At 49.7% G+C, this 25,230-nt stretch carries 28 protein-coding genes; 26 read left to right on the top strand and 2 right to left on the bottom strand.

What is annotated here, in order from left to right:
- Positions 1 to 170 precede the first annotated feature (170 nt).
- The 3 genes from MCG46_RS15220 (at position 171) to MCG46_RS15210 (ending at position 3,256) form a co-directional block, all read left to right on the top strand.
- A complete protein-coding gene (locus MCG46_RS15220) occupies positions 171 to 521 on the top strand; it encodes an ArsR/SmtB family transcription factor (protein WP_020224541.1) in 351 nt (116 codons plus the stop codon).
- Positions 521 to 1,084, top strand: coding sequence for a 3'-5' exonuclease (locus tag MCG46_RS15215; protein WP_240280725.1), 564 nt, complete (start codon positions 521 to 523; stop codon positions 1,082 to 1,084). Before MCG46_RS15220 ends, MCG46_RS15215 begins: the two co-directional genes overlap by 1 nt.
- A 270-nt stretch (positions 1,085 to 1,354) precedes the next feature.
- On the top strand, positions 1,355 to 3,256 hold the full coding sequence (locus MCG46_RS15210; protein WP_240280724.1) for a recombinase family protein: 1,902 nt from the start codon (positions 1,355 to 1,357) through the stop codon (positions 3,254 to 3,256).
- On the opposite strand, the gene MCG46_RS15205 is transcribed toward MCG46_RS15210, so the two are convergent.
- Positions 3,215 to 4,114 (bottom strand): LysR family transcriptional regulator, encoded by a 900-nt coding sequence (locus tag MCG46_RS15205; protein WP_240280723.1) that lies wholly within the window; start codon positions 4,112 to 4,114, stop codon positions 3,215 to 3,217. The two genes, MCG46_RS15210 and MCG46_RS15205, sit on opposite strands and share 42 nt — an antisense overlap.
- A gap of 155 nt (positions 4,115 to 4,269) precedes the next feature.
- Between MCG46_RS15205 and MCG46_RS15200 the strand changes: the two genes are divergently transcribed.
- The 14 genes from MCG46_RS15200 to MCG46_RS15140 all read left to right on the top strand — a co-directional run bounded on the left by MCG46_RS15200 (position 4,270) and on the right by MCG46_RS15140 (position 14,392).
- Positions 4,270 to 4,806 (top strand): GNAT family N-acetyltransferase, encoded by a 537-nt coding sequence (locus MCG46_RS15200; protein WP_240280722.1) that lies wholly within the window; start codon positions 4,270 to 4,272, stop codon positions 4,804 to 4,806.
- 502 nt (positions 4,807 to 5,308) lie between these two features.
- Complete coding sequence (locus MCG46_RS15195; RefSeq protein ID WP_240280721.1) at positions 5,309 to 5,737, top strand: RNA polymerase sigma factor; 429 nt, start codon at positions 5,309 to 5,311, stop codon at positions 5,735 to 5,737.
- An 81-nt stretch (positions 5,738 to 5,818) separates the two neighbouring features.
- Positions 5,819 to 6,289: a sigma-70 family RNA polymerase sigma factor gene (locus MCG46_RS15190; protein ID WP_240280720.1), complete on the top strand. Its 471-nt coding sequence runs from the start codon at positions 5,819 to 5,821 to the stop codon at positions 6,287 to 6,289.
- Positions 6,286 to 6,555, top strand: a complete 270-nt coding sequence (locus MCG46_RS15185; RefSeq protein WP_240280719.1) for a DUF3847 domain-containing protein — start codon at positions 6,286 to 6,288, stop codon at positions 6,553 to 6,555. Before MCG46_RS15190 ends, MCG46_RS15185 begins: the two co-directional genes overlap by 4 nt.
- Positions 6,556 to 6,661: 106 nt before the next feature.
- Complete coding sequence (gene mobQ / locus MCG46_RS15180; RefSeq protein ID WP_240280718.1) at positions 6,662 to 8,179, top strand: MobQ family relaxase; 1,518 nt, start codon at positions 6,662 to 6,664, stop codon at positions 8,177 to 8,179.
- Positions 8,176 to 8,310 carry a hypothetical protein gene (locus MCG46_RS19515; protein WP_275890984.1) on the top strand — a complete coding sequence of 45 codons (135 nt, stop codon included), beginning with the start codon at positions 8,176 to 8,178 and terminating at the stop codon, positions 8,308 to 8,310. Before mobQ ends, MCG46_RS19515 begins: the two co-directional genes overlap by 4 nt.
- Complete coding sequence (locus tag MCG46_RS15175; RefSeq protein WP_240280717.1) at positions 8,294 to 8,689, top strand: cysteine-rich VLP domain-containing protein; 396 nt, start codon at positions 8,294 to 8,296, stop codon at positions 8,687 to 8,689. Before MCG46_RS19515 ends, MCG46_RS15175 begins: the two co-directional genes overlap by 17 nt.
- Before the next feature lie 115 nt (positions 8,690 to 8,804).
- Positions 8,805 to 9,548, top strand: a complete 744-nt coding sequence (locus MCG46_RS15170; RefSeq protein WP_240280716.1) for a phage replisome organizer N-terminal domain-containing protein — start codon at positions 8,805 to 8,807, stop codon at positions 9,546 to 9,548.
- Positions 9,545 to 10,384 carry an ATP-binding protein gene (locus tag MCG46_RS15165; protein WP_240280715.1) on the top strand — a complete coding sequence of 280 codons (840 nt, stop codon included), beginning with the start codon at positions 9,545 to 9,547 and terminating at the stop codon, positions 10,382 to 10,384. The genes MCG46_RS15170 and MCG46_RS15165 overlap by 4 nt, the downstream gene beginning before the upstream one ends.
- A gap of 53 nt (positions 10,385 to 10,437) precedes the next feature.
- A complete protein-coding gene (locus MCG46_RS15160) occupies positions 10,438 to 10,641 on the top strand; it encodes a transposon-encoded TnpW family protein (RefSeq protein ID WP_240280714.1) in 204 nt (67 codons plus the stop codon).
- A 133-nt stretch (positions 10,642 to 10,774) separates the two neighbouring features.
- Positions 10,775 to 11,872, top strand: coding sequence for a hypothetical protein (locus MCG46_RS15155; protein WP_240280713.1), 1,098 nt, complete (start codon positions 10,775 to 10,777; stop codon positions 11,870 to 11,872).
- A 63-nt stretch (positions 11,873 to 11,935) separates the two neighbouring features.
- Positions 11,936 to 12,757 (top strand): HAD hydrolase family protein, encoded by an 822-nt coding sequence (locus tag MCG46_RS15150; protein ID WP_240280712.1) that lies wholly within the window; start codon positions 11,936 to 11,938, stop codon positions 12,755 to 12,757.
- Between the two features lie 93 nt (positions 12,758 to 12,850).
- Entirely contained in the window at positions 12,851 to 13,873 is a 1,023-nt protein-coding gene (locus MCG46_RS15145; RefSeq protein ID WP_240280711.1) for an alpha-hydroxy-acid oxidizing protein, read from the top strand.
- Positions 13,874 to 13,999: 126 nt separating this feature from the next.
- Positions 14,000 to 14,392, top strand: coding sequence for a hypothetical protein (locus MCG46_RS15140; protein ID WP_020224536.1), 393 nt, complete (start codon positions 14,000 to 14,002; stop codon positions 14,390 to 14,392).
- Between the two features lie 82 nt (positions 14,393 to 14,474).
- Here MCG46_RS15140 and MCG46_RS15135 read toward each other — a convergent pair whose 3' ends face one another.
- Positions 14,475 to 15,014, bottom strand: a complete 540-nt coding sequence (locus MCG46_RS15135) for a hypothetical protein (protein ID WP_240280710.1) — start codon at positions 15,012 to 15,014, stop codon at positions 14,475 to 14,477.
- 300 nt (positions 15,015 to 15,314) lie between these two features.
- Here MCG46_RS15135 and MCG46_RS15130 point away from each other — a divergent pair, with 300 nt between their 5' ends.
- The 9 genes from MCG46_RS15130 (at position 15,315) to MCG46_RS15090 (ending at position 25,214) form a co-directional block, all read left to right on the top strand.
- On the top strand, positions 15,315 to 15,860 hold the full coding sequence (locus MCG46_RS15130) for a DUF4358 domain-containing protein (RefSeq protein WP_240280709.1): 546 nt from the start codon (positions 15,315 to 15,317) through the stop codon (positions 15,858 to 15,860).
- Positions 15,861 to 15,915: 55 nt separating this feature from the next.
- A complete protein-coding gene (locus MCG46_RS15125) occupies positions 15,916 to 17,259 on the top strand; it encodes an MBOAT family O-acyltransferase (RefSeq protein WP_240280708.1) in 1,344 nt (447 codons plus the stop codon).
- A gap of 15 nt (positions 17,260 to 17,274) precedes the next feature.
- Positions 17,275 to 18,411 carry a DHHW family protein gene (locus tag MCG46_RS15120; protein ID WP_240280707.1) on the top strand — a complete coding sequence of 379 codons (1,137 nt, stop codon included), beginning with the start codon at positions 17,275 to 17,277 and terminating at the stop codon, positions 18,409 to 18,411.
- Positions 18,412 to 18,571: 160 nt separating this feature from the next.
- Positions 18,572 to 19,375, top strand: coding sequence for a YihY/virulence factor BrkB family protein (locus MCG46_RS15115; protein ID WP_240280706.1), 804 nt, complete (start codon positions 18,572 to 18,574; stop codon positions 19,373 to 19,375).
- A gap of 11 nt (positions 19,376 to 19,386) precedes the next feature.
- Entirely contained in the window at positions 19,387 to 20,814 is a 1,428-nt protein-coding gene (rlmD, locus tag MCG46_RS15110; protein ID WP_240280705.1) for a 23S rRNA (uracil(1939)-C(5))-methyltransferase RlmD, read from the top strand.
- Positions 20,815 to 21,035: 221 nt separating this feature from the next.
- Positions 21,036 to 21,332, top strand: a complete 297-nt coding sequence (locus MCG46_RS15105) for a hypothetical protein (RefSeq protein ID WP_240280704.1) — start codon at positions 21,036 to 21,038, stop codon at positions 21,330 to 21,332.
- Positions 21,333 to 21,391: 59 nt separating this feature from the next.
- Complete coding sequence (locus MCG46_RS15100; protein ID WP_240280703.1) at positions 21,392 to 21,532, top strand: hypothetical protein; 141 nt, start codon at positions 21,392 to 21,394, stop codon at positions 21,530 to 21,532.
- A 6-nt stretch (positions 21,533 to 21,538) separates the two neighbouring features.
- Positions 21,539 to 21,814 (top strand): KilA-N domain-containing protein, encoded by a 276-nt coding sequence (locus MCG46_RS15095; RefSeq protein ID WP_240280702.1) that lies wholly within the window; start codon positions 21,539 to 21,541, stop codon positions 21,812 to 21,814.
- A 1,456-nt stretch (positions 21,815 to 23,270) separates the two neighbouring features.
- A complete protein-coding gene (locus MCG46_RS15090; RefSeq protein WP_240280701.1) occupies positions 23,271 to 25,214 on the top strand; it encodes an ABC transporter substrate-binding protein in 1,944 nt (647 codons plus the stop codon).
- The last annotated feature ends 16 nt before the right edge of the window (positions 25,215 to 25,230 follow it).

Here is a 25,230-nt window from a genome sequence, read left to right as displayed (position 1 = left end):
GTGAAAAGCGGCCGTGGCATCCTTGTCATTCGTGTGTTCAATTCTTCAGACTAAGAACTCAAGATTTCTTGATCGTCAACATTTTCCAGACCGATTCACTTCATAACCCTTCCCTCCTTGCCCGAAAACCGTCGGAATGTGCTATAATAAAACCATTGGTGGTGAAGCGTATGGAGAAGGAAGAATTGCAGGAAAAAATCGTTCATCCTGAGATTGTAGCAGAAGTCGAGAAAAAAATGCTCAGCGAAAGTGAATTTGAGGATCTGGCGTTATTGTTTAAAATGTTTGCTGATTCGACCCGTTTAAAAGTGCTGAAAGCGCTGTTTGAGCGGGAAATGTGTGTCGGCGATCTGGCTGTGCTGCTCAAGATGACACATTCTGCCGTTTCGCATCAGCTCGCTTCACTCAAGAAAACCCGGCTGGTGCGCAGCCGCAAGGATGGCAAAGTGGTGTACTACTCGCTGGATGACGATCATATTGAAGAAATATTCCAGAAAGCTCTGGATCATGTTCGCGAATAATGAAGTGGGCAGCGATTGACTTTGAAACCGCCAATCCTTCTTCGATGAGCGCCTGTGCCGTAGGGCTGACGGTGTTTGATGAGGGAGAGATGGTGTTCAGCGACAGCTGGCTGATCCGGCCTCACCCGTATTATGATGCGTTCTATCCTTCCTTTATTGATATTCACGGCATAACCTCTTCTCAGGTTGCGGATGCCCCGTTTTTTCCTACAATCTACAATCAGCTTAAACCCTGGCTGGACGGCGGTGTCTTGTGCGCTCACAATGCAGAGTTTGATATGAAGGTGCTGGCCAGCTGTTGTTCACTGTACCGCCTGGAAATTCCGGATGTTCCTTATTTCTGTACGGTTCGGCTGAGCCGCAAGGTCTATCCTTACCTCAGTCATCATCGGCTTAACGATGTTTGTGATTATATGGGAATTCAGCTGGATCACCATGACGCCGGCAGCGATGCCCGCGGCTGTGCCCTGATCGTGGCGAATACGATGAATTTGATGCAGATCTATGAGCCGCTGCCGCTGGCAGAGGCGTGTCAGATTCCCGTAAAAAAGATTCTGGAATAGTCTGCCCGCGGGCAGACTTTTTGTCATCTTGGCTGGCTTCTGACTGTCAAAAGGGAGTCAGCAGGCAAGCGATTAATAAAAAGGAAAAAAGGAGCAGAAAGCATGGAATATCCTAAAAAAGCCTTGGGCGTGATGTTAAGACACAATCGAATTGATCAGAATATATCACTGCGCACCTGGTGTTATATGCTCTAAGCAACTTCTTAATCATGGTTTTTCTCATGGTTAGTGAAGTGCTTAGAGCATATTTCATATCAGGAGGACGCGAACATGAGAAACGACAAAATTACCCCATTGTACGAGAGATTGAGCCGCGACGACGAGCTGCAAGGCGACAGTAATTCCATCGTCCATCAAAAGGATATGTTGGAGGAATACGCCCGGCGCAACGGCTTTCCCAACCCTACCCACTTTACGGACGACGGCATTTCTGGAACCCGCTTCGACAGACCCGGCTTTACGGCCATGATGGAGGAAGTCGAGGCCGGGCGCGTGGAGGCAATCATCGTCAAGGACATGAGCCGGTTAGGGCGCGACTACCTCAAAGTGGGCCAAGTCATGGAGATACTACGGCAGCAAGGCGTCCGGCTGATCGCCATCAACGACGGCGTTGACAGCGACAAGGGCGACGACGATTTTACCCCGTTCAGAAATATCATGAACGAGTTTTACGCCCGTGACACCAGCCGGAAAATCAAGTCCGTTTTCAAGGCTAAGGGCATGAGCGGCAAGCATATGACCGGGCAAGTCCCCTATGGCTACTTATGGGCCGACGAGAAGCGGGAACAGTGGGTAATCGACGACGAGGCCGCCGCCGTTGTCCGGCAAATCTTTAGTTTGACAATGGAGGGCTTTGGCCCCTACCAAATCTCCCAGCTGCTTACCCAGCAGAAAATCGAAATTCCGTCCGTCCATCTGGCGCGGCACGGCGAGGGCGTGAACAAAACCAAGACGGTAATAGACCCCTGCGGCTGGTGTTCGTCCACCATCGTTCAAATCCTCAAAAAGCGCGAATACTTAGGGCATACGGTGAACTTCAAGACCCGCAAGCATTTCAAGGACAAGAAAAGCCATTACGTGGACGAAAGCGAATGGACGATTTTTGAGAACACCCACGAGGCCATCATCGACCAAGAAACCTTCGACAACGTGCAGCGAATCCGGGCCAACGTCCGGCGCTACCCGGACGGCTACGGGGAGATTCACCCATTGACCGGCCTCATGTACTGCGCCGATTGCGGCGGCAAGATGTACGTCCACCGCTCCTACAATGGCGAGAGAATCCCACAGTACACCTGCGCCGAGTACGGCAAGTACCCCATCGGGACGCGCTGCACCACGCAGCACCGAATCAACGCCAGCGTGGTATTGACCTTGATTGCCGATATGCTAAAGGCTATCGCGGACTACTCCAAGAACGACCGGGCCGAGTTTATCAAGACCGTGCAAGAGGCACAGGCGACGCAGCAGGCTACCGACATCACCAAGAAAAAGCGGCGGCTTGCGGCGGCGCAGAAGCGGGCCGGGGAGCTTGAAAAGTTGATTTGCAAAATTTACGAGGACAACGCTTTAGGCCGTCTGCCAGACGCCAGATACGCCGCCCTTGACGCGCAGTACGCCAAGGAGCAGGACGAGCTTTCCAGTGAGATTGACGGGCTGGAAAAGGCAATCAGCGGCTTTGAGCAGAGCAAGAAATCGGCGGAAAAGTTTATCGCCCTTGTGGAGAAATACGAGAACTTCGACACCATGACGACCACCATGTTAAATGAGTTTGTCGAGAAAATCCTTGTGCATGAACGCGCCCGCAAGGGCAGCATAGAAACCACACAGGAGGTTGAAATCTACTTCAACTTTGTGGGCCGCTATGTGCCGCCCCACTTTGGGGAAGTCACCCTCACCCCGGAGGAACAGGAGGCCATGCGCAAGAAAGAGGAACGCAAGGACAGGCTGCACCAGAACTATCTGCGCCGCAAAGCCAGCGGCAAGCAAAAAGAATACGAGGACAGGATAAAGACCGAGAAGCGGCGGCAGATGGAGGCCAAGAAAGCCGCCCTCCGCGCCGAGGATATGGCAAAAGGCGTGTTCTATATCGCAGGCAGCGTACCGCAGCAGGAGCCGCAGAAAGGCACGTTACAGGGCCGCGCCGCAGGTAAACTTATCACACAAATTTAGAAACAGTTGCATGAGTGGGCTGATCCATTTGTTTTTGTGGTGTGCGCAAACGGCAGTAATTTTTGTACCTGAAATATCGGTTGGAATTATCTCCAATTCACCACAATTTAATTCCTCTTTTACTGTAAATTCGGGGAGAAAGGAAACGCCCACATCGTTTTTAACAAGATTTTTGATTGTTGGAATGCTCCACAACTCAATCGTATGGTCGAGAATAATTGATTTATCACGAAGATATTGTTCAAAAATTTGTCGAAATATACAATTCTGTTCATTGATGATGAGCGGGGTCGGAATCGTTCTGTCAGGTGTCACAAAATCCGGGTATCTGTTTTTTATTTCGGTTGACGCTACCAAAACGACCGGATAATCACCTAAACGCTTAACCGTAAGATTTGAGCCAAATCCTCCCACATCTTCATAAAATATGCCTAAATCTAATCCCCCGCTGAAAAGCTCATTTCGAATATCATAACAATTCATAGAGCGCAGGAACAAACGGGCTTTCGGCGCTTGCTTGTGAAATTCCTTCAAAATGGTGGGGAGCTTGTAACATAGCAAACTTTCACCAACACCAATCTGTATATCTCCTTGGCATTCTGATAAACGTTCGCCTAAAAAAGACAACTTATCCACAGACAGGAGAATTTCATCTACATAAGGAATCAAATGTTCTCCTGCCTTTGTCAAAACCATTTTCCTACCAATTTTCTCAAATAAAATTGTGGATAAATCACGTTCAAGCTGATTCATCTGAAACGTAATTGTAGATTGCGTATAATTCAGCTTTTCAGCAGCTTTAGAAAAACCGCCTTCATCAATAATTGTGCGAAATGTTCTTAAATATTTAAGTTCCATAGGCCGTCCTCCAATACTTCAAAATAATTGAAATATATCTATAAATATTTTGATTTGTTTGTTGTATTATTGTGTGCTATTATAGCAGACAAGAGGAAGAAGGGCAAGTGCGATTTCTTAGTAGAAATAAAAACAAAAAGACGGAGGAACTATTTATGGAACGCTTTTTTTTACGACCAGCAGACAAGAAAGAAGCGGAAACGGCAATGGTGTTGATCGACGAAGCGAAAGGGTTTTTGAAAGCGCAAGGGATTGACCAGTGGCAGACCGGATATCCGGATATGAAAACCATCTGCGAGGATCTGTCGCATGGGTGTGGATATTTTATTGCGGACGGTTCCAAAACTGCGGCATATCTCTGCATTGATTTTGCAGGAGAGGCGTCTTATGAAATGCTACAAGGTAATTGGAAAAGTGACTGTCCATATGCGGTAATCCATCGTATGGCAATATCCGAGGCTTACCGGGGACAAGGTATAGCAAGTATTGCGTTTCGGTTGACTGAAAAGCTATGTATTCAAAAAGGATTTTACAGCGTTCGGGTCGATACCGATGAAAATAATGCGATTATGAGGCATGTTTTATCAAAGAATGGTTTTGACTACTGCGGGACGATATGGTTTGACAACAGTGTAAAATATGCTTATGAAAAAATGCTTAAGAGAGATGCTGGCGACAAAGGAATAGTTTAATTAATCTGCCGCACGACGGCAAAGAAAAAAAGCCGTCGTGCAGCAGCCCATTTCCCTGCCCTTTTTACGGCGGTTTTGAGAAATCAAGGCCGCTGTTTTTTTGCGGCCACAGGAGGGCCGCCCATGAGCAAATACCCCTTTCGCCTTACCCCCTAATCGGGGGAAAAGCCACAACAGAATAGCGGAAACGCCCAGCAGGGCGCAAGTGAAAGACCAATCACTTGCGCCCTATTTTTATGCGACAAAACAAAAGCTATTCCGTTGTGATTCGTCTGCGATTGCAGCCGAACGCCGGGGATATTTGCAGAGATTCCGCGCACCTGTTTTTACCGGGCCGCCAGTTTACGAAAAATTAAGAAAATCTGATATAGGAGGGACGGAAACCTCCCTTTTCCAGCCGGTCAGATTCGGGCCAACTTGCCCCGATGTTCGGCCCCGCTGCCGCTCCCCGCCGCCCCCGTTCCGATTCGCGCAAACCCAAATCGAAACGGAGGAAAGACAGATGGAAGTCAACATCAAAATAAACGGACAAGCCCTGTCCGTGGAGGTCAGCGTCGAGGTCTACGAGTGTTTAGACCGGGCAGACCATAAGACGGAGAACCTTGCCCACGAACAGCGCCGCCACTGGGACATACGGGAGTTTGACGAGTACATAGCGGCCACGGAGGGCCGCCCGCCCCATCAGGAAACGCCGGAGGAATACGTCTGCCGCAGGGAAACGCGGGAGGAAATCATGGCCGTGCTGGAAAGCTGCACCGAGGCGCAGCGACGGCGATTCCTGCTCTACGCGCTGGACGGCTTGAGCTATGAACAGATCGCCCGGCTGGACGATTGCTCCAAATATGCCGTGCGGGATTCCGTGGAGGCGGCCAGAAAAAAGTTTCAAGATTTTTTCAAAACCAGACCCCACGAAACGCCGTTTTCGGGCTAACCAAGTGAGGGACATTCGCCCCATCACCGAGAGGGACAGGCTTCACTGCCTGTCCCTCTTGCCATTTTAGGAGGTCAGCCCATGACAATTATCAATCTGAAACGCTACTACTACCCCCTTGTCAAGACGGACGTTTTCGTGGAAGTGCCGGACGAGATAGCCGACGCCCTGCTCCATCTGCGACGGGAGGAAAACAACCGCAAAAGCAAGATGTTCTACCACAAGGCGTATTTCTCCCTCGACTGCGAGGACGGTATCGAGAATGACGCCATCGGCTGGGCGCAGCCGTCGCCGGAGGACTACATGATACAGGCCGAGGAAGAAGCGGCGCATGAGCTTTTGTTGGAACATCTGCGGGAAGCCATCGACCAGCTTACCCCCACGCAGGCCCGCCGCCTGCACATGCGTTACATGCTGGAAATGAAATACCGGGAGATTGCCGAGGCCGAGGGAATAGGCCAGACACAGGCCAGCGATTCCGTGCGCCGGGCCGTGAAGAAGCTGCAAAAGTATTTCAAGAAAAAGAAGTGGACAAGGGAGGACAATTTTTGAACTTGCCGGAAGAAAAGCAAAAGGTTGAAACACAGCTGCGCCAGCTCCAAAACCGCCAGAAGATTTTACTTAACAAGAAAGCGAACGCCGAGCGCCGGGAACGGACGCACCGCCTGATTGAGCGCGGGGCCATTCTGGAAAGCGCCTTTCCCGCCGTGGCCGCCATGACCGGCGAACAAGTCAAGGCGTTCCTGCTTTCCCTCTCCCGCCTGCCGGGAGCCGGAGAAGCCGCCGGAAAATCAGCGAAAACCGGGAACGCGCGATAGCTCCCTTGGGACAAGGGCGCACTTATACACCGTTCCGGTGTGTGCGCCCTGCCGGGAGCGTTGCGGCCTTTGGCCGCGATGGGGCGCTACACGCCCCAAACCCCCAGTGAGCCACACGGGACGGAACACCCGCTGCGCGGCTATTCCGTCCCATGCGGCCAGATTATCCCCACCCGAAAGGAGGCAGGCGACCATAGCAATCTATCACTGTACCATCAAAATCATCAAGCGCAGCGAGGGCCGTTCAGCCGTTGCCGCAGCCGCCTACCGCAGCGGCCAGAAGCTAACCAACGAATGGGACGGCCAGACCCACGACTACACCCACAAGGGCGGTATCGTCCATTCGGAAATCCTGCTACCGGCCCACGCGCCCCCGGCGTTTCAAGACCGCTCCACCCTCTGGAACAGCGTGGAGGAAATCGAGAAATCCGGCAAGGCGCAGCTTGCGCGGGAAATTGAAATCGCCCTGCCCGCCGAGCTTGACCGGGCGGCCCAGCTTGCCCTTGTCCGGGCCTACGTCCGGGATAACTTTGTCGTCGCCGGAATGTGCGCCGACTTTGCGCTCCACGACAAGGGGGACGGCAACCCACACGCCCATATCATGCTTACCATGCGGCCATTGGAGCAATCCGGCGAATGGGGCGCGAAGTGCCGCAAGGAGTACGACCTTGACGAGCGCGGCCAGCGAATCCCCGACAGCAAAGGCGGCTGGAAGAACCACCGCGCTGATACCACCGATTGGAACGAAAAAGACAAGGCTGAACAGTGGCGGGCGGCGTGGGCCGAGTACGCCAACCGGGCGTTGGAGCAGACCGGCAGGCCGGAGCGAATCGACCACCGCAGCTACAAACGGCAAGGCGTGGAACAGCTGCCCACCGTCCATTTAGGCGTGGCCGCCACCCGCATGGAGCGGCGCGGGATTGCCACCGACAAGGGGAACGTCAACCGGCAGATTGCCGCCGACAACAAGCTCTTGAAAGAGATTAAGGCCCGCGTGACGCGCCTCTATAACTGGTCTAAGGAGCAGGCCGCGAAGCCGCAGGGCAAGGAAAGCGTTATGGCGCAGCTATGGCAGGCCCGGCAGGAAATGAGCCAACCGGCGACCCGGTACGGCAAAGTGAAAGCCCTCAAAGAGAGCGCCGCCCTGTTCAATTTCTTACAGGCCAACGGCATTACTTCCATGCAACAGCTCTATGAAAAAGTCGAGGCCATGAACGGCGCTTACTACGACCTACGGGCACAAATCACCAGCGCCGAGCGCCGCCTTGCCGCCCTCACGGAACGGCTGGAACTATGGGCGCAATACGAGCAGCACAAGGGAACCCGCCGCCAGCTTGACAGCCTAAAGCCCGGCAAGCGTGAAAAGTTTGCGGAGCGCCACGGCCCGGAGCTTGCCTTATTCGAGAGCGCGGCCCGTTATCTCAACGGCCTAAAGGCCACCGGCGAGGCCGTGACGCCCAAACAATGGCGGGCCGAGGCCGACACCCTCACCGCGAAGAAAGACGCCCTCTATCAAGAAATGCGGGCCATGCGGGAGGAAGTCAAGGCCGTGGAGCAGCTGCGCAAGGCCGCCGAGCAGCTTGCCAAAACCGAACAATCCAGACGAAAGGAACAGGAACGATGAAAGAAACGATTTTGAATATCACCATCACCATGACTATCCAACTGCCCTTGCCGCCCACCCCGCCCACGCCCGCAGCGGCGGCCATGCAGTTGGAGGAACAGGAGCGGCCCGCCGATGAACAGGCAGCGTGAAGCAATCCCCATCATGGACTACGGACAGTATCGTCGGGCGCGGCGGCTTGTGCGCGCCTGCTGCAACTACGACGGCGGGAACTGTATCGCGCTGGACGACGGGGACGAGTGCGTTTGCGTCCAGAGCATTTCCTATTCCCTGCTCTGCCGTTGGTTCCGGGCCGCCGTCCTGCCGCTGGACAGGGAGCTTGAAACGGCCCTGCTTCACCGGGCCGAGGCCAAACGCTGCGCCGTCTGCGGGGCGCTATTCGTCCCCGCCTCCAACCGGGCCAAGTATTGCCCGGAGTGCGCCGGACGCATGAAGCGAATCGGGGCCGCCCAGCGCAAGCGGAAACAACGGCTGAAATGTCACGCTTTAGGCATTGAAAAAGGCCCATAAATAGCGGCTTTCCGGGCGCTTATCGAGGGGGAGGCGGTATAGTTTACCCTTTGCCCCCGGAAAACGGCTTCTAAAGGCATACAGACCCCATTCACACCCAAAGGAGGGACACCCCATGTCCGACAATCGAAAATACTACTACCTGAAACTGAAAGAGAGCTATTTTGACGAGGATTCCATCGTCCTGCTGGAAAGTATGCAGGACGGCGTTTTGTACTCCAACATTCTGCTGAAGCTGTACTTAAAATCGCTGAAGCACGGCGGCAGGCTTCAGCTTGACGAGGATATTCCCTACACGGCGCAAATGATAGCCACCATCACCCGCCAGCAAATCGGAACCGTAGAACGCGCCCTGCAAATCTTCTTGAAGCTGGGTCTTGTGGAGCTGCTGGACGGCGGCGCGTACTACATGAGCAACATTGAGCTGCTGATCGGCCAGTCCTCCACCGAGGGGGAGCGCAAGCGGGCCGCGAGGCAGCAAAACCGGGCGCTTTTACCGGCGCGGACAAATGGCGGACATTTGTCCGACATTCGTCCACCAGAGATAGAGATAGAGTTAGAGATAGAGAAAGAGATAGAGAGAGAGTTAAAAAAGGGACAGCCCGCCCGCGCCTATGGCCGCTATGAAAATGTTCTGCTGACGGACAAGGAGCTTGCCGAGCTGCAAGCGGAGTTTCCCACCGGCTGGGAGAAGTACGTCGAAAAGCTGTCTGCTTACATGGAATCCACCGGCAAGAGGTACAAGAGCCATGCCGCCACAATCCGGCGCTGGGCCAGCGAGGACAGCCATAAGGCCGCCAGCGGAGCAAAGGGCGGCGGCCTGCCTGATTACACCTACAAGGAGGGCGAGAGCTTATGAGGGACGAGCTGGAAAGAATGATGGACGGTATCGCGGCGGCAGCGACGCCCGCGCCGGAGGACTACACCGACCCGGCAACCGGCCTGTTATTTTGCGGCAAGTGCCACACGGCCAAACAATGCCGCGTGATGCTTTTCGAGATGGAGCGGCTTATGCCCTGTCTCTGCCAGTGCGAAAAGGAGCGCCGGGAGGCAGCGGAGGCCGCCCGCAGGGAGCAGGAACGCCTTGACCGAATCCGCAGGCTGAAAGCGACGGCCCTACAAGACCGGGCGCTATTGGCCTACACCTTCGCCGGGGACGACGGTCAGAACCCGGCCATGAAGTACGCCCGGCGCTATGTGGAACACTTTGCCGCCATGAAAGAGCGCGGACAGGGGCTTTTGCTTTGGGGAGGCGTAGGAACCGGCAAGACCTTTGCCGCCGCCTGTATCGCCCACGCACTCACCGAGCAGGCCGTCCCTGTGCTGATGACAAACTTCTCAAAGATACTCAACAGCCTATCGGGAATGTTCAGCGAGGACAGGAACAGGTATCTTGCCAGCTTTCACCATTTCAGCCTGTTAATCATCGACGATTTAGGGATTGAGCGCAATTCAGAATACGCGCTGGAACAGGTTTACAACGTGGTTGACAGCCGCTATTTAAGCCGCCTGCCATTCATCATCACGACGAATCTACCGCTTGCCGAGCTGCAAGCGCCGAAAGACTTAGCACACGCCCGGATTTATGACCGTGTTCTCGAACGCTGCACCCCGATATGCTTCAACGGCCCTAACTACCGCAAGGGCAACGCCGCCGCCAACAAAGACGAGGCCGCCCGGCTTTTGAACGACTAACCACCACCCACGGCCCGCCCCTACCGGCGAGGCCGTCACCGAAAGGAGCGCCTATGAACAACGAACAGACCAGCACCGCCGCCATCAGCGCCACCGCCGCAGACACCGCACCCATCACGCGGGAGGACGCGCCCGCCCTTGTCAAGAAAATCGGCAAGACCACCTACAAGGTGCGCGTCCATTTCAGCACCACCAGCACCGAAACCATGAGCGACAAAATCAAGCGCATGTTGCGGAATGAGATTCAGCAGATGTGAACCGCAGACAGGCGCAAGGACGGGCCGGGGAATAGCACCCCGGCCCGCCTTGTCGAATCCGTGAATATTTTGTGAACTTGATTAAAAAGTCCTTGACATTTCGTCTCTGGCGCAGCGAACAGGTATTTCCGCGATGTATTTAAGCGATGTGGAAAACGGCGTGCAGCGGCCGGCGGATTACACGCTGCGCAAGCTGTTCAGCGAACTGGCTCTGCCGTATGATCCTGACTTGATCTGGCAGCCGGATTTCAGCCTGGCGCCGTTGTATCAGGCCATTCTCGATTTTCGGATGGAGGTGCGGGATCAGCTGGCTGAACAGCTGAATGCACGCCGGGAAAGTCTGATGGCCAGCTGCCACTGCGCTCAATTTCTTCTCGCTCGATGGATCGTTCAGGTCAGCCGGGGTGAGAATCGAAGTGCGGAAACCTTAGCGCTGAGGGAGGCTCTGATGCAGATGCAAGCAGGGCTGGAAGGGACAGATTTATGCTGGTACCAGTTATATTTGGGAATTCATGAGAAAGCGCTGGATGAAGTAGAATCGGCGCTGCACTGGCTGATCCAAGCTGCAAAATCAGGACAGGATGAAGGCGTTAAAGCCCTGATTGATTATCATCATGCCGACTGCCTGATTCGTCTGCATCAGCCGCAAAGTGCTCTGCTGATGAACCAGAGAGCACTTGATCAGTTTTCCCATGGCGGATATTTCGTTCGGGCGATTCACACGCGGATCCATCAGATCGATCTGTTTTTAAACGATGAGCCCGCTCATGCCCAGGCTCTGGCGCTGCGGGTGCGGCAGGAAGCTGAACAGTTTCAATGTCCGCATGCCCGGCTGATGGCGGAAGAGCGATTGGCGCTGGCAGCTTTGCTGCTGAATCAGCCGGAAGCGGCTTTAGCTCATGCCCAGGCCTGTGTTGAGGTGATTCACCGACCGGCTCTGCTGATCTGTGGAGCGCTGGCAGCCTATCAGTGCCATCGGCCGGAAGAGTGTCAGTTTTTTATTGACCGGGGCTTGGCAGAATGCCGCCGCAAAAAGCAGACGGATACGACCTTCCGCTGGATTGAAGCATTGCTCCATCAGGATTTAAAGCAGCTCATTCAATTCAGCTTACAGCCTGATCCGCTGGCCGGACCGCTGCAGAAGAAACTGCTTTTGCTGCGCTTTCAGACTTTGGTGGAGGCTGGGGAAACCCAAATGGCCTGCACTCTGATCCAACAAGCATGTCTGTAAGCTGACACTGCCCCCTGGTCTTTCTTCCTTCGCTTTGAAATAATAAGGGCAGGAGGAAACAGGATGATACGATGTGTAATGATGGATTTGGATGGAACACTGCTGCGGATTAAAGATCAGAAAACTGCCGGGATCAGCGACGAAAACGAACAGGCTCTGATCCGCTTTGAAAAAGCCGGCGGTCTGACCGGTATTGCGACTTCCCGTTCGCCAGGCTATATCCGCCATTTCAGCCGCCGCACTTGGTCGGCCATCGTCGGCTGGAACGGTGCGGCAATTCAGACGGCAGGCACACTGCAGCTGCATCCGCTGTCCAAACAGGACATCAAACCGCTGTGGAAAACCTTGGCTGGGGATCAGCCGCAGAACAGGGTGTTAATGGTGACGCCGGACAATGATTTCCTGGTCTATGACCTGACCTTTCCGCTTGTCCGAGGTTATTGCGAAAATCCGTTGGGACTGATTCAGGATCATCGCCGGGTTGTGGAATGGGACTCACGCTCCAAGTATGATTCCATCGCGGTGATCTTCGCGGTGTATCCCGATGCCCCCACCGCGCAGGCAATCAGAGAGCGGCTGGCTTCGACCGGGCTGCATGGCATATGGACAAGTCCGCGAACGTTGATGATCACGGATAAGCAGGTGGATAAAGCCCGTGGTATTCTTGAAGCGGCAGTCCAGCTGGGACTAAAGAAGGAAGAAGTTGCCGTGATCGGCGATGATTACAATGATTTAACCTGCTTCGAGACTTTTCCAGCCAGTTTCTGCATGGCTTCGGCAGAACCTGAAATTCAAAGACAGGCGCGTTGGACTGTCGCTTCTGTGGCTGAGGCTCTGGCCTTAATTCAAAGGGAGAATGCCGCAGCAATGGACCGGAGCCACTGAGTTTGGATGACCAGAGCGAATTCTGTCAAATACTGCTTGTTTTCAAAGAGCGGGACTCTTATAATGAAAAACAGGGAAAGGGGTTGGCAGAGAATGACCTTAGAAGAAATGCTTCAGGAAGCAAAGAGAAAAGCGCCGAAGTGCCGGGTTTGTCCGGTCTGTAACGGCTTAGCCTGCAAGGGGGAAATCCCAGGTTTAGGCGGCAAAGGCAGCGGCAGTACCTTTATCCGCAATGTGGAAAAGCTGAAATCCGTTCGGATTCAAATGGACGTTTTAGTTGAGAACAAAGAAATTGATACAACATCGTCCTTATTCGGACATCCGGTTGCCCTGCCGGTTTATTGTGCGCCGGTTGCCGGAATTAAGAATAACTACGGTGCTGAGATGAGTGAGGAAGAATACAACAAAGCGACGGTAGAAGGCTGTCTGGAAGCCGGCACGCTGGCGTTTACCGGCGACGGCATTGATATTGACAATTTGTTCGCCAAGCCGTTACAGGCGGTGTTGGATCATGAGGGGATGGGCATCCCTACGATCAAACCATGGTGCGAAGAAGGCGTGCAGGCGCGGATTGACCGGTTCAAGGGACAGAAGGTGCTTGCGTTGGCGACCGATGTGGATGCCGCAGGTCTGGTGCTGCTGCGCAAAGGCACGACGCCGGTAGTCAACAAGAGCGTTGCCGATCTGAAGAAAATGAAGGCCATGGCGGGCGGAATTCCGCTCATCGTCAAAGGCGTACTCACTGTCGAGGGCGCACGGAAATGTGTAGCAGCGGGGGCGGATGCGATCGTTGTGAGCAATCATGGCGGCCGCGTGCTGGATGATGCTTTATCCACGATTGAAGTGCTGCCGGAAATCGCAGCGGCGGTCAAGGGTCAGATCACGATTTTAGTCGACGGCGGATTCCGTACCGGATTGGATGTGTTCAAAGCCTTAGCGCTCGGCGCTGACGGCGTTTTGATCGGCCGGCCGTTAGCTTTGGCCGCAGTCGGCGGCGGCAAGGACGGCGTGCGTTTAGCTTTGGATAAGCTTCGCGATGAACTGCGCGAAACGATGATCATGTCGGGCTGCAGTACGATTGCTGAGATTACCCGCGATCATGTGCACGTCGATTAAGAAAATCGCGTAAACAATTTTCATAAAAGGCTGTAAAAAAGCCTCAAACTGACTTGTAAAGAATGATTAATGATTTACAAGTCTTTTCATTTTCGATATAATACAAAAGAGATAGGAGATTTATCAATGGGCAATTATGAAAACAATGCGTTCTTTTGGCAGAAGATAGATACCCTCGTCTTTTCCAGTAAATTTGTTTTAAGTCGGAAACAGGGCGAGCAGCATCCGGAATATAAGAATTTGATCTATCCGGTAGACTATGGTCATTATGTCGATCTGGCAGCTGATACGAATGAAGGGGGAATCGCTGTTTTTCGCGGCAGTGAAAAATCCTCAATGGTGAAAACGGCAGTGATCGCCGCGGATATTTTACAGAAAGAAATTGATGTAAAATTGCTGGTGGGCTGCACAAAAGCGGAAGAAGATTTAATCCTGCGGTTCTTGAATCAGACCGATTTCCAGAAAACAATTTTAGTCCGCCGCGGCAACGAGATTCCGGAGTGGGGATTAACAGACTAATTGAGGGTAAGACAGCCGAGTGCTGTTTTTCTTTTGGTCTGAAATTGATGGATAAGGACAGGACAGAGGTTAATTCCTAAGATCAGTAAGGGTATTCGACAACTTGTCCGCGAATCATGGCTAGATTATCCATCCAGGCATCCACGTCCTGTTCGCTGCGGTAATACACCGATTCTTTCAGCTTTAGCGATTGCCCGTTGATGCTTTCTTTATAAATGATAAGCAAAGGCTGGCCTTGATAAGATTTTCCAGCCGTATATACGCGGTAAAGAAAAGCGTCATGATAAAGAATAACCCCTTGCGGATCATGATCGGTCAGAACAAATAAGTCCGCGCTTTGATTGTAATCATCTGTTTGAACAGGTTTGAGCTGGCGCAGAAAAGCCAGGATCCAATCCCGTTCTTCTTCTGAAGGCTGCCAGGCCAGATCCATAAAGGAATCGGGAAAGGCTTTTTTCAGAGCCTCATTTTTTACTAAAATCGTATAATCAGTAAAATCATGTCGGGCAGCATTTTCCTGAAGATAGGGAACGAAAGTCCAGGATAACAGAAAAACGAGCATCAGCGAAAAGAATAGAAAAGGGATCGTTTTAAAAAGCGCGGAACCCATTCGTTTTTTCATGCGTTTTCCCTCCGTATCTTTAGTCTATTCTAGTTTTAGTTTAACATTTTTCTGCGACCATCAACGTATTTTTAAGCCTGTTCTTGATAAATTCAACGGATGTTAAAAACAGTTCTTGCATTCCTTTTATCCGGGGACAAAGCCTGGATGGTTGCTTCCTGATTCCGTTAAGGAAAAGTTAAGAAATCAAAGCAGGTCAAAGGATAGTTTTTTAAACACGCTTTTGATATAATTCTCATACGATCCGGGGTATACCCGTGATCGGCAAGGGGCATGCTAATGCCACGGAGGGATTTAAAAATGAAAAAATTAATCATTGGATGTATTGTAGTCAGCTGTTTAATGCTGACAGGCTGCTCAAAGAAGAATCCGCAGCCAACACCGACGCCGAGCGTTACCCCGTCAACGGAACCGACGATGACGCCGAGTGCTTCGCCGGAAACCGCGGAAGGCTTGAAAGGAATTATGGAAGCTATTCGCCGCAACGATGAATATCAGCTTCCTATGTCGATGGATGTCGACGATACGGTCTTAATGGATATGTATGGTCTGTCCAGCGACCTGGTTAAGGATTATGCGATCTTCATGCCGGCGATGAATGTGCATGCGACGGAGATTATTTTAGTCGAAGCCCAGGATGGAAAACTGGAAGAAGTAAAAAAGGCACTGGATAAGCGGTTGGAAACGATCGAACAAACCTGGTCAACGTATCTTCCGGAACAGTATGAGCTGGTTAAAAACCGGAAAACGCTAGAACAAGGCAATGTGATCGCAATTGTGATTGCGGATCAGGCCGATGCGATCCTGAAAGACATTACCGACAGTCTGAACGCATCCGCACAGTAACATGGTTTTCAGCAGTCTGCCATTTCTTTTTGGTTATCTTCCTGTCGTGCTGGTGGTGCTTAAATGTGCACCGCTGCACGCCAGGAATTTTTGTCTTTTTGCCGTTTCCTTAATTTTCTACGGCTGGTCGGAGCCGGTGTATATTCTCATCATGCTGATCTCCACACTGGTCGATTATGTCAACGGCCGGATGGTCGATCATTATCGTGATGATCGAAGAAAAGCGAAGCGGTTTGTCTGGTTCTCCGTCATTTTCAATTTAAGTCTTTTAGGCTTTTTTAAATATGCTGATTTTTTCATTCTTAATCTGCAGGCACTCGGCTTGCCGCTGAGTCCGCTGCATCTGTCCTTGCCGGTCGGTATTTCCTTTTATACATTCCAGACGATGTCCTATCCGATCGACGTCTACCGCAGACAGGCGCCGGTTCAAAAAAGCGTTGTTTCTTTTGGGGCTTATGTCACGTTGTTTCCGCAGCTGATTGCCGGCCCGATCGTCCGCTATAAAGATATTGCCGAGCAGCTGGATCACCGCAAGGAAACGGCAGATCAGTTTGTCCAGGGAATTCAGCGGTTTGTCTGCGGTCTGGCTAAAAAAGTGCTGCTGGCCAACGCGATCGGCAGTTTGTGGGATACGCTGTCAACCTTGCCGAAAAGTGAGATGAGCGTGGTCGGAGCCTGGTTAGGGATCATCGCTTTTGCTTTCCAGATCTACTTTGATTTCAGCGGATACAGCGATATGGCAATCGGTCTGGGCAAGATGCTCGGCTTTGAGTTTCTGGAAAACTTCAATTATCCGTATATTTCCCGCTCGATTACCGAATTCTGGCGGCGCTGGCACATCTCGTTAAGTACCTGGTTTCGCGATTATGTCTACATCCCTTTGGGCGGAAGCCGGCAGGGGCGGGCAAAGCAGATCCGCAATCTGATGATTGTGTGGCTGCTGACCGGCTTCTGGCATGGAGCAAGTTGGAATTTCCTGCTGTGGGGCATCTATTTCGGCGTCATCCTGATTGTGGAAAAGTTCTTCCTCAAGCCGCTGCTGGATCGGCTGCCGGCTGTGCTGCAGCATGGTTATGCTTTAATCCTGATTTTATTGGGTTGGGTGCTGTTTGCGTTTACGGATCTGGATGCGGGCCTGGCCTATCTTAAGATGATGCTGGGGTTAGGATCCGTGAGTTTGATCAATGCCCGAACGGTGTTTTATCTGCGGGACTATGGGCTGCTTTTACTGTTGATGGTCCTGGCCAGCCTGCCGTTGGGCCGAACGGTCTATCAGACGAAAATCCGCGGAAGGCGCGGTGAGTGGATCGTACCGCTGTTAGTGGCGGCGGGGCTAGTGCTGTGTACGGCTTATTTGGTCGATGCGTCCTACAATCCATTTTTGTATTTCCGATTTTAGCGAGGAGGCAGGATGATGAATAAAAAAATCCAAGGACTGACAATAATCCTGTTCTGCGGTTTTCTCGGCGGGTTTTCCATCTTCAATTTGTTTACGGAACAGCGCTCCTTCTCGGATGCGGAAAACCGGGTATTGGCACAATTCCCAGAGTTCAGCTGGAAGCGTTTCTTCTTTGACAATTACACCGCGGATCTGGAAGAATGGTTCACCGATCAGTTTATCGGCCGGGATACCTGGATCGGAGTAAAAGCGGCAAGTGAAAGAGCGCTGGGCAAAATCGAAAACCAAAATGTCTATTTCGGACATGAAGACTGGCTGATCGGACAGGTCGATATTCAGGACTTAACGCAAAGTCAAAAAAACATTGCAAAGATCAATGCTTTTGCCGAACAGTCGGAAATCCCGGTTTCGGTCATGCTGGTGCCGACAGCGGCGGAAATCGAAAAGGACAAGCTGCCGGGCGGAGCGTACAATACCGATCAGAATGCTTTATTAAACAGTCTGGAAGATCAGCTGACTTCCGTTCAGATCATCGACGTCCGCTCAGCTCTGATCCAACAGAAGCAGCGGCTCAATTCTGAAGAAACCTTGTACTTTAAAACCGATCATCATTGGACGGCATTGGGCGCGGAAGCGGGCTATGAAGCACTGATGTCTGCCTGGGGGCAAACGGCCCTGCAGCCGGGCAAGGATTTTACCTATCAGCTGGCGGCAGAAGGGTTCAAGGGGACGCAGTATTCCCGCTCCGGAGCTTTCTGGCACCGCGGCGATCCAGTGTGGACGTGGAGCTATACCGATCCGTTGACGGTTCAGGTGGTTTATGATCAAACTCAGACTGACACTTCACTGTTCAGTTTGAAGTGGTTAGCGGAGAAAGATAAATACATGGTTTATCTCGATGGCAATCATGCGCTTGCAGAAATAGAAACTTCCAGTTCATCGAATGAGAAGCTGTTGGTCATCAAGGATTCTTATGCCCATGTGCTGATTCCTTATTTAGCGCCGCATTTCCGTTCGATCACGATGGCGGATCTGCGCTATTATCGGCTGCCGATGTCTGAACTGGCAAAACAGATGGGCGCGGATCGGATCCTGTTGGTTTACAGTGTGGATAATTTTTGTACCGATACCAATCTGAGCTTATTGAAATAAGCTGGATCTGCAGAGCAGTCAGAATGTGAAAAATGATTTCCCAAAGCAGCAGAATACGTTGAAAAAAGCCAGGCATCTCTGGCTTTCTTCTTTGGGGAAAACGCTGTTCGTTTACGGACAGCGATGGTAAAATAGAAAGTAGAGTGGAAAGGAGAACCCGATGAAAAAGATCCTGCAGGTTTATGATATGTTTACTTCTTATGACGGTACAACCTTTGTCTATGCACTGTCCTATTCGCTGCTGCTTTCACTGGCTCCTTTGGCGGCGCTGTTAGTTGTTTTCTTTCGCTGGTCACCGGCTGGTCTGGAAAGTATACTGACCTTTGCGGAACAATATATTCCAGAGGATCTGTTGAGTCCATTTATCGACTTTTTCCTGAGTAATTCTCCTGTGGAGCTGATTCCGCTGATCTTCTTTATCGTGGTTTCTTTATGGGTAGCCTCCCGTGCGATCTATTCATTTCTGATGATCTCCGCCCATCTGGATGAAGTAGAGCTGCCGCAGTGGTTTATGCGCGGTGTGTCACTGATTGATTTCATCGTTCTGTTAGTCATTTTGGGTTTGATGGTTTTTGTTTTGCAGCAGTTCCCATTTACCGGCTTGCTGACGCAGGTGGCCGTGCTGTTTTTCGGATTTTGTATCTTTTACCGACTGTTGTCGTTTCGCAATTATCAATGGCGGGCTGTCGCTCCCGGCGCTTTGTTCACTACGATCTGTATGTCGCTTTTGGGAACGTTTTTCTTCTTTGTCATCAATCATTTCACTCGTTATGAATCCATCTATGGTCCGCTGTCTTCGATGGTCATTCTGTTTCTGAGCGTGTACATCATCGCTTCCATCGTTTATCTGGGATTCTGCGTTAATCAGGTGTTTGTGGAAAAAGATATGGTACAGCCGCTAAAGCATTACGTGACGGCGGTTAAAATACTGGAAAAAATCTTTCCGTTTTCATTATTAAAATAAGGGGGATACCGATGGAAAATAAGAAAAGCAAACAGTCCGTCTGCGTGACGGCGAAGAAACTCGGCATCAATGGAGAAGGGATCGGTTATCTGGAAGGCAAGCCGGTCTTTGTCGATCAGCTGCTGCCGGGGGAAGCGGCTGAAATCAGTCTGACTGAAATAAAGGAACGTTATGCTAAAGGCAGGATCAATAAGCGATTGAATGACAGTCCGCTTCGGGTTACTCCCGCCTGCTCTGTTCAGGGACGGTGTTCCGGCTGCCCGTTAATGATTTTACAGCCGCAGGCGCAGCTGCAGATGAAACGGGAATTGGTACAGGAAGCCTTGATCAAATATGCCGGGCTCCCACGCAGCTTGGTGCAATCGGTCATTGCCAGTCCGCTTCATCAGGGATACCGCAATCAATGCAAGCTGCCGATCCGTCAGGAACACGGTCAGCTGGTCAGCGGTTTGTATGAAGAGGGAAGCAATCGGATCATTCCGATCCATTCCTGCTTGATTCATGATGAACATCTGGAAGCGCTGCGGAAACAGATTATGGGTTTGTTGAACCAGTTTAAACTAAGCGCCTATGATCCCAAAACGGAAACGGGTCTGCGGACGTTGGTGCTGCGCTATTTAGATGGCCAGTTTCAGTGTGTGCTGGTCACTGGCAAGTCTGTGCTGCCTTCAGGTTTGATCGAGAAGCTGAAACAAATATCAGGATTGGTCTGTCTGATGCAGAATATCAATCCGGATAAGCGTTCGCGGCAGTTGTTTTCATCGCGCTGGAAATTGTTGGCGGGTGAGGATCGGCTGCCGGTTCAGTTAGGTCAGCTGCAGCTTAATTTATCCTGTGCTTCCTTCTTTCAGCTGAACCGTCCGCAGGCCTGTCAGCTTTATCAAAAAGCGGCGTCGTTGATCAAGCCCTGCACAACTCTGGTGGAGGCTTACAGCGGTATCGGCGGAATTTCGCTGATGCTGAAAGACAAAGCAAAAACGATCATCGGCATTGAATCCATTCAGGAAGCTGTGGACAATGCGAATGAAAATGCCCGGCTGAATCAGGCCGATCATGTTCGTTTTGTTTGTGGGGATGCGGCTGAGGAAATGAAAAAAATCAGTAGAAAGCGGAAAATTGATGCGGTCGTTGTGGATCCGCCAAGAACCGGACTGGACGGAGCCATGATCGAAAGTCTGCGTCAATGCCAGCCTGAACAGATTGTTTATATTTCATGCAATCCAGCAACTTTGGGGAAGAACATAAAGGAACTGAAGGATCTGTATGAGGTTAAGACTGTGATTCCGTTTGATATGTTCCCGAATACGGCGCATGTGGAAACCATTGTACTTTTGTCCCACAAATCACCAGACAGCCATTTAAATGTAAAGATTGAATTTGGGGAGGGTGAGAGGAAAGTACCCTTGGATAAGATTGCAGAGCGTGCAAAGAAATACTAACCGAAACTGAAAATCACATATAAAATGATACAGGAATATGTAGAGAAAAAATATGGATTTAAGGTGCATACTGCATATATTGCAGAGGTGAAAAGGTCTTTGGGACTGACAGTGTATGATGCGCCTAATATGGTAGAAGAATTAAAACATCCGAGGAAGCATCCACCGAAAGAAAAGGTAGAAGCAATAACGGAGGCACTTAAATATTTTGAGGAAAGCTAATGGATGAAGAGATTTATCAGATTGCAGAGCAGATAGTTCAAACACATCAAAAAGCCTATAAGGTTTATTTACCATTGGTTGAAGATGTGTGCAGCAGAACTGCGTCAGAAGATGAATTATCACATTTGCTTGATTATCTATTGGATTTTGCATGTGATGAAAAAATACTGGAATTGTATAAAAAAGTGTGTAGAAGGTATTTGTACATATATCCTAGCTGCATTAAGCTTTATATTGAAGCGTATCGGGAAATGTGGGAAAATGAGGATGAATTGAAAAAGGAAAATGATTTATAAATTAGGCAAAGGGTAAAGGAAATATTTGACCTTAGTTTAAGATGGGGAAAAGGAAGGTTATGGCGAAGATTGTTAAGGAAACTATTCATGCAAAAGGTATTGATATTGGTATCTACACAACAAATTTTGAAAATGAATTTATCTCATTAACGGATATTGCAAAATATAGAAATGAAGATGACCCAAGATTTGTGATTTAAAACTGGATGCGCAATCGTAATACAATAGAATTTTTAGGTGTATGGGAAGAATTGCATAATCCAGATTTTAACCGTGTGCAATTCGAGGCGGTTAAAAATGAGGCAGGATTATATCGCTTTGTAATGACACCGACAAAATGGATTAAACAGATGAATGCCATCGGCATTGTCTCGAAAGCAGGACGCTATGGCGGAACATATGCCTACATTGAAGATGCTATTGGAAAGTTAAAGAAAACAGAGTACAAGTATATCCATACCGGTGAGAAGGCATTCGTATGATTTAACAAAACACAATACTTAAATTGCCATTGCCAATGATAATTCTTCTGAAAGTAGATAAAAAAGGTGTACTGACAAAGAAAAAAAGGTGTGACACTATTATATTGCGAAGAATTGTAGAAAGTCTTGTGGAGCAATTCACAAGGCCTTTTTCTTTACACGATCATCAAAGTTCATGAGTGTTCTTCTGTGGGGACTGAAGAAAAAAATAATTAAAGTATTGCAAGTGCAGTGGTTTTCATTGTGCATGTTGTTATGTGATCAAATAAACTCATCCTCGACGGAATATTGAACGGATTCGAAGAACAAGATCCTTTTATGACGAGATTGTTTCAGGTTACATATAAAAATTGTGTTTGAAGATGTTCAAAATTACGGTATCCTTGACCAAGTCTTTCAAACTTATTTTAATATCATGATGAAAGTTTGTTTTTTTCTTTATGACTGCGATTTTATGTTGAGAAAATTAATACATAATCGCCAAAATGTCGGTATAAATGTCGGTATAAATGTCGGTATAAATGTCGGTATAAATGTCGGTATAAATGTCGGTATAAATGTCGGTATAAATGTCGGCAATAATTTCGGTAATATTTCGTTAAATAAAAAAGAAAAGAAGGTTGTTTCTTTATTAATTTAAGACTCCGAGTATACAGCGGATGAATTAGCTTAAAAGATCGGTGTAACGAAAAGAACTATCGAGTGTACATGATTTCTCTGCATAATAAGAAAATTATTGAGAGAATTGGATCAAACTGTGATGGAGGTAGGATTGAACTTAAAAAATGTAAGTGTGGTTCATTTTCGTTGTTTTCACTTTCAGCATATTCAGAAAAACAATTTTGTACTAAGCTTATGAAGCTAAAATAGTTTAAAGGTTAAGTGGAGATCAATGTCTGATTGTATGAAATTCCATTTTTTATTTCCAATAATATAAATCGATCTTTGGTGCTAGCAGAATTGGTTTGACAGTCCTGTTTTGGAGGTTGAATGTGTTGTTTGAAATGATATTCGAGGGGATGAGATGATGTGAATGCCATATATCATTGCTGCTATAACGGATATATCCTGTATTAGCTGAAAAGTAGTAGACGGAGCCGTATCATTAAAAAGTTGTTGCAGAATATGGGCTTAATCATCCTTAAATACAGCTGCGTCTTTTGATTGGCGGTTGTAATGATAAGGCTTTTATTCTATAATAATTTGGACAAGGTTCCAAGATTTTTACGTTGATATCCGAACTTCTATGAATCCGGGCGAAAATCAGAATCAGGTAAAAGATAGATTGCCGTTATGATGAGTGAATGATGAATTGGGAATAGCATGAGGTAAGTTTTTTTGAAGAATTATGCAAAACACAAAGAAATTATAAGATTAAGATCAAGGTTCAATAGCGGCAAAGGAGTCAACTTCCTGCATCCGGACCGCTGATTATACAGAAAGAAGGCGTAATTCCATGAAACGCAGAATGACTAAAATAAGTGTTTGGTTATTGAGTATAGTGATGCTGCTGGCCTCGATAACAGGCTGCAGCCCGCAGGCTGAAAAGGAAAAGACTGTGATCAAAATTCTTTACTCCTATCCCTTTAAACAGGTGAAAGCACTGGTCGAGTCGGTTTATGAGGATTTGGAGCTGCAGGTTGAAATCCATCCCTATGCCAGTGAACAGCTTCGCCGATTGGAAAAAGGGATCGGACCGGATTTAGTCTTGGCTCCGCAGCTGGATACGGATCTAGTACAGCAGTATCTGTTGGATCTCAGTGATACCCAAGCCAGCACGGCCTATGACGGCACAATTATGAATGCCACGATGCTGGAAGGAAAAACCTATCTCATTCCGCTGCCGGGCGTCTACAGCGGCTATGTTGTGAATGAAACTCTATTTGATCAGGCAGGCCTTCCTTTGCCGACTACCAATGAGGAACTCGTAACATCGCTGATCACCTTGAAAGAAATGGGATTGGGGATCGGCGAGGATAATATTAATTTCTCCATCATGAGCGACTTTAATAACACGATCGGTTTATTTTATGTGGGATGTATGGTTCCGGATTTTTTGGGGACAGTAGCCGGAGTTAACTGGTTGGCTGATTTCAATCATAAACAAGCCACATTTACAGGAGTTTGGGAATCAAGCTTTGATTTGTCGGATTCTCTGATTGAGGCCGGGTTAATGGATCCGGCCGCGATCGCCAGACAGCGCAATACAATTCTTTGCCGGCAGCGGTTAAGCAAAGGGACATTGGCGGCGGCATTCGGAGATTCCGCGCTCTATTATGAATGTGTATCCGGCAATCAGCAGGAAGTGGGGGCCGGTACAGCTGAAGCGTATACCTACAAGATGCTGCCGCTTTTCAGTGACGAAGGGAACGAACCCTGGTTTTTGTTTTCCCCAACCGCGCTGATGGGCGTCAACCGCAGTATCAGTCAGGAAAAACAGGAAGCGTGCAAGCGGATTCTGGATCTGCTTTCCACCCCGGAGGGCCAGACGGCACTGATGGAGGATCTGGGAGCCGGTATTTCCTGCCTGCGCGCTGCTGATCAGACCCAGCAGGCGATCCCGGACAGCGTCAAGCCGTATGTGGAATCCGGCTATATCTACAATGTTTTATTCCCAGGCAAAACTGTGGAATATCTTGGCGGTTATGTCCGAAATATTATGAATGACCAATGCACCGTGGAACAAGCTCTGCGGGCGATAGATCAATTCTATTATGAAGGCACGGATGAATCAGCCTATGATTTTTCAATTGTCGGCAACATGGAGCAGGATCTGTTATTGGAAAATTTCAATGTCCGGCGTCAGGAAACCGCGCTCGGCAATTTTGTAGCGGATTGTGTGGCAGCGGCTTCGCAAACTCCGCTGGCGGTTGTCAACGGCGGCGGCATCCGCGCCAGCTTTTATCAAGGTGTCGTTTACGGCGGAGATCTGGCAGTGGTTTGTCCCTTCGATAATGAAATTCTGGTTGTTGAGATGGATGGTCAAACCTTGTGGTCGATGTTGGAGAACAGTGTGTCCACCTGTAATCAAGAATTCCCGGGCGGACGGTTCTTGCAAACTGCAGGAATGCAGTATACATTTGACAGCAGGAAACCGGTTGGCAGCCGATTGATCAGTGTCACGCTCAATGAGGGGAAGGAACTGGATCGGTCTGCATATTACCAAGTGGCCCTCACCGATTATATGTTAGGTTCAAGGACTTATGCGGAAGGCAATGGAGATGGTTATACAATGCTCAATCTCTATGATGAAAATGTGCCGCAGGGCAATGTCAAACTGGTGAAGGAAACCGGACTGACCTATCGTGATGCCATGAAACTTTATTTTGAAACCCGCGGAAGTACAGCGGTCAACGCACAGCTGGAGGGCAGAATTACGGATTTGGCGCTTACAGAGTAAGCTGCTGCTCTGTTTT

Source organism: Holdemania massiliensis (assembly GCF_022440805.1).
Lineage (GTDB): Bacteria > Bacillota_I > Bacilli_A > Erysipelotrichales > Erysipelotrichaceae > Holdemania > Holdemania massiliensis_A.
The sequence above is the reverse complement of the archived record's forward strand: the minus strand, read 5'-3'. Positions and strand labels throughout refer to the sequence as shown.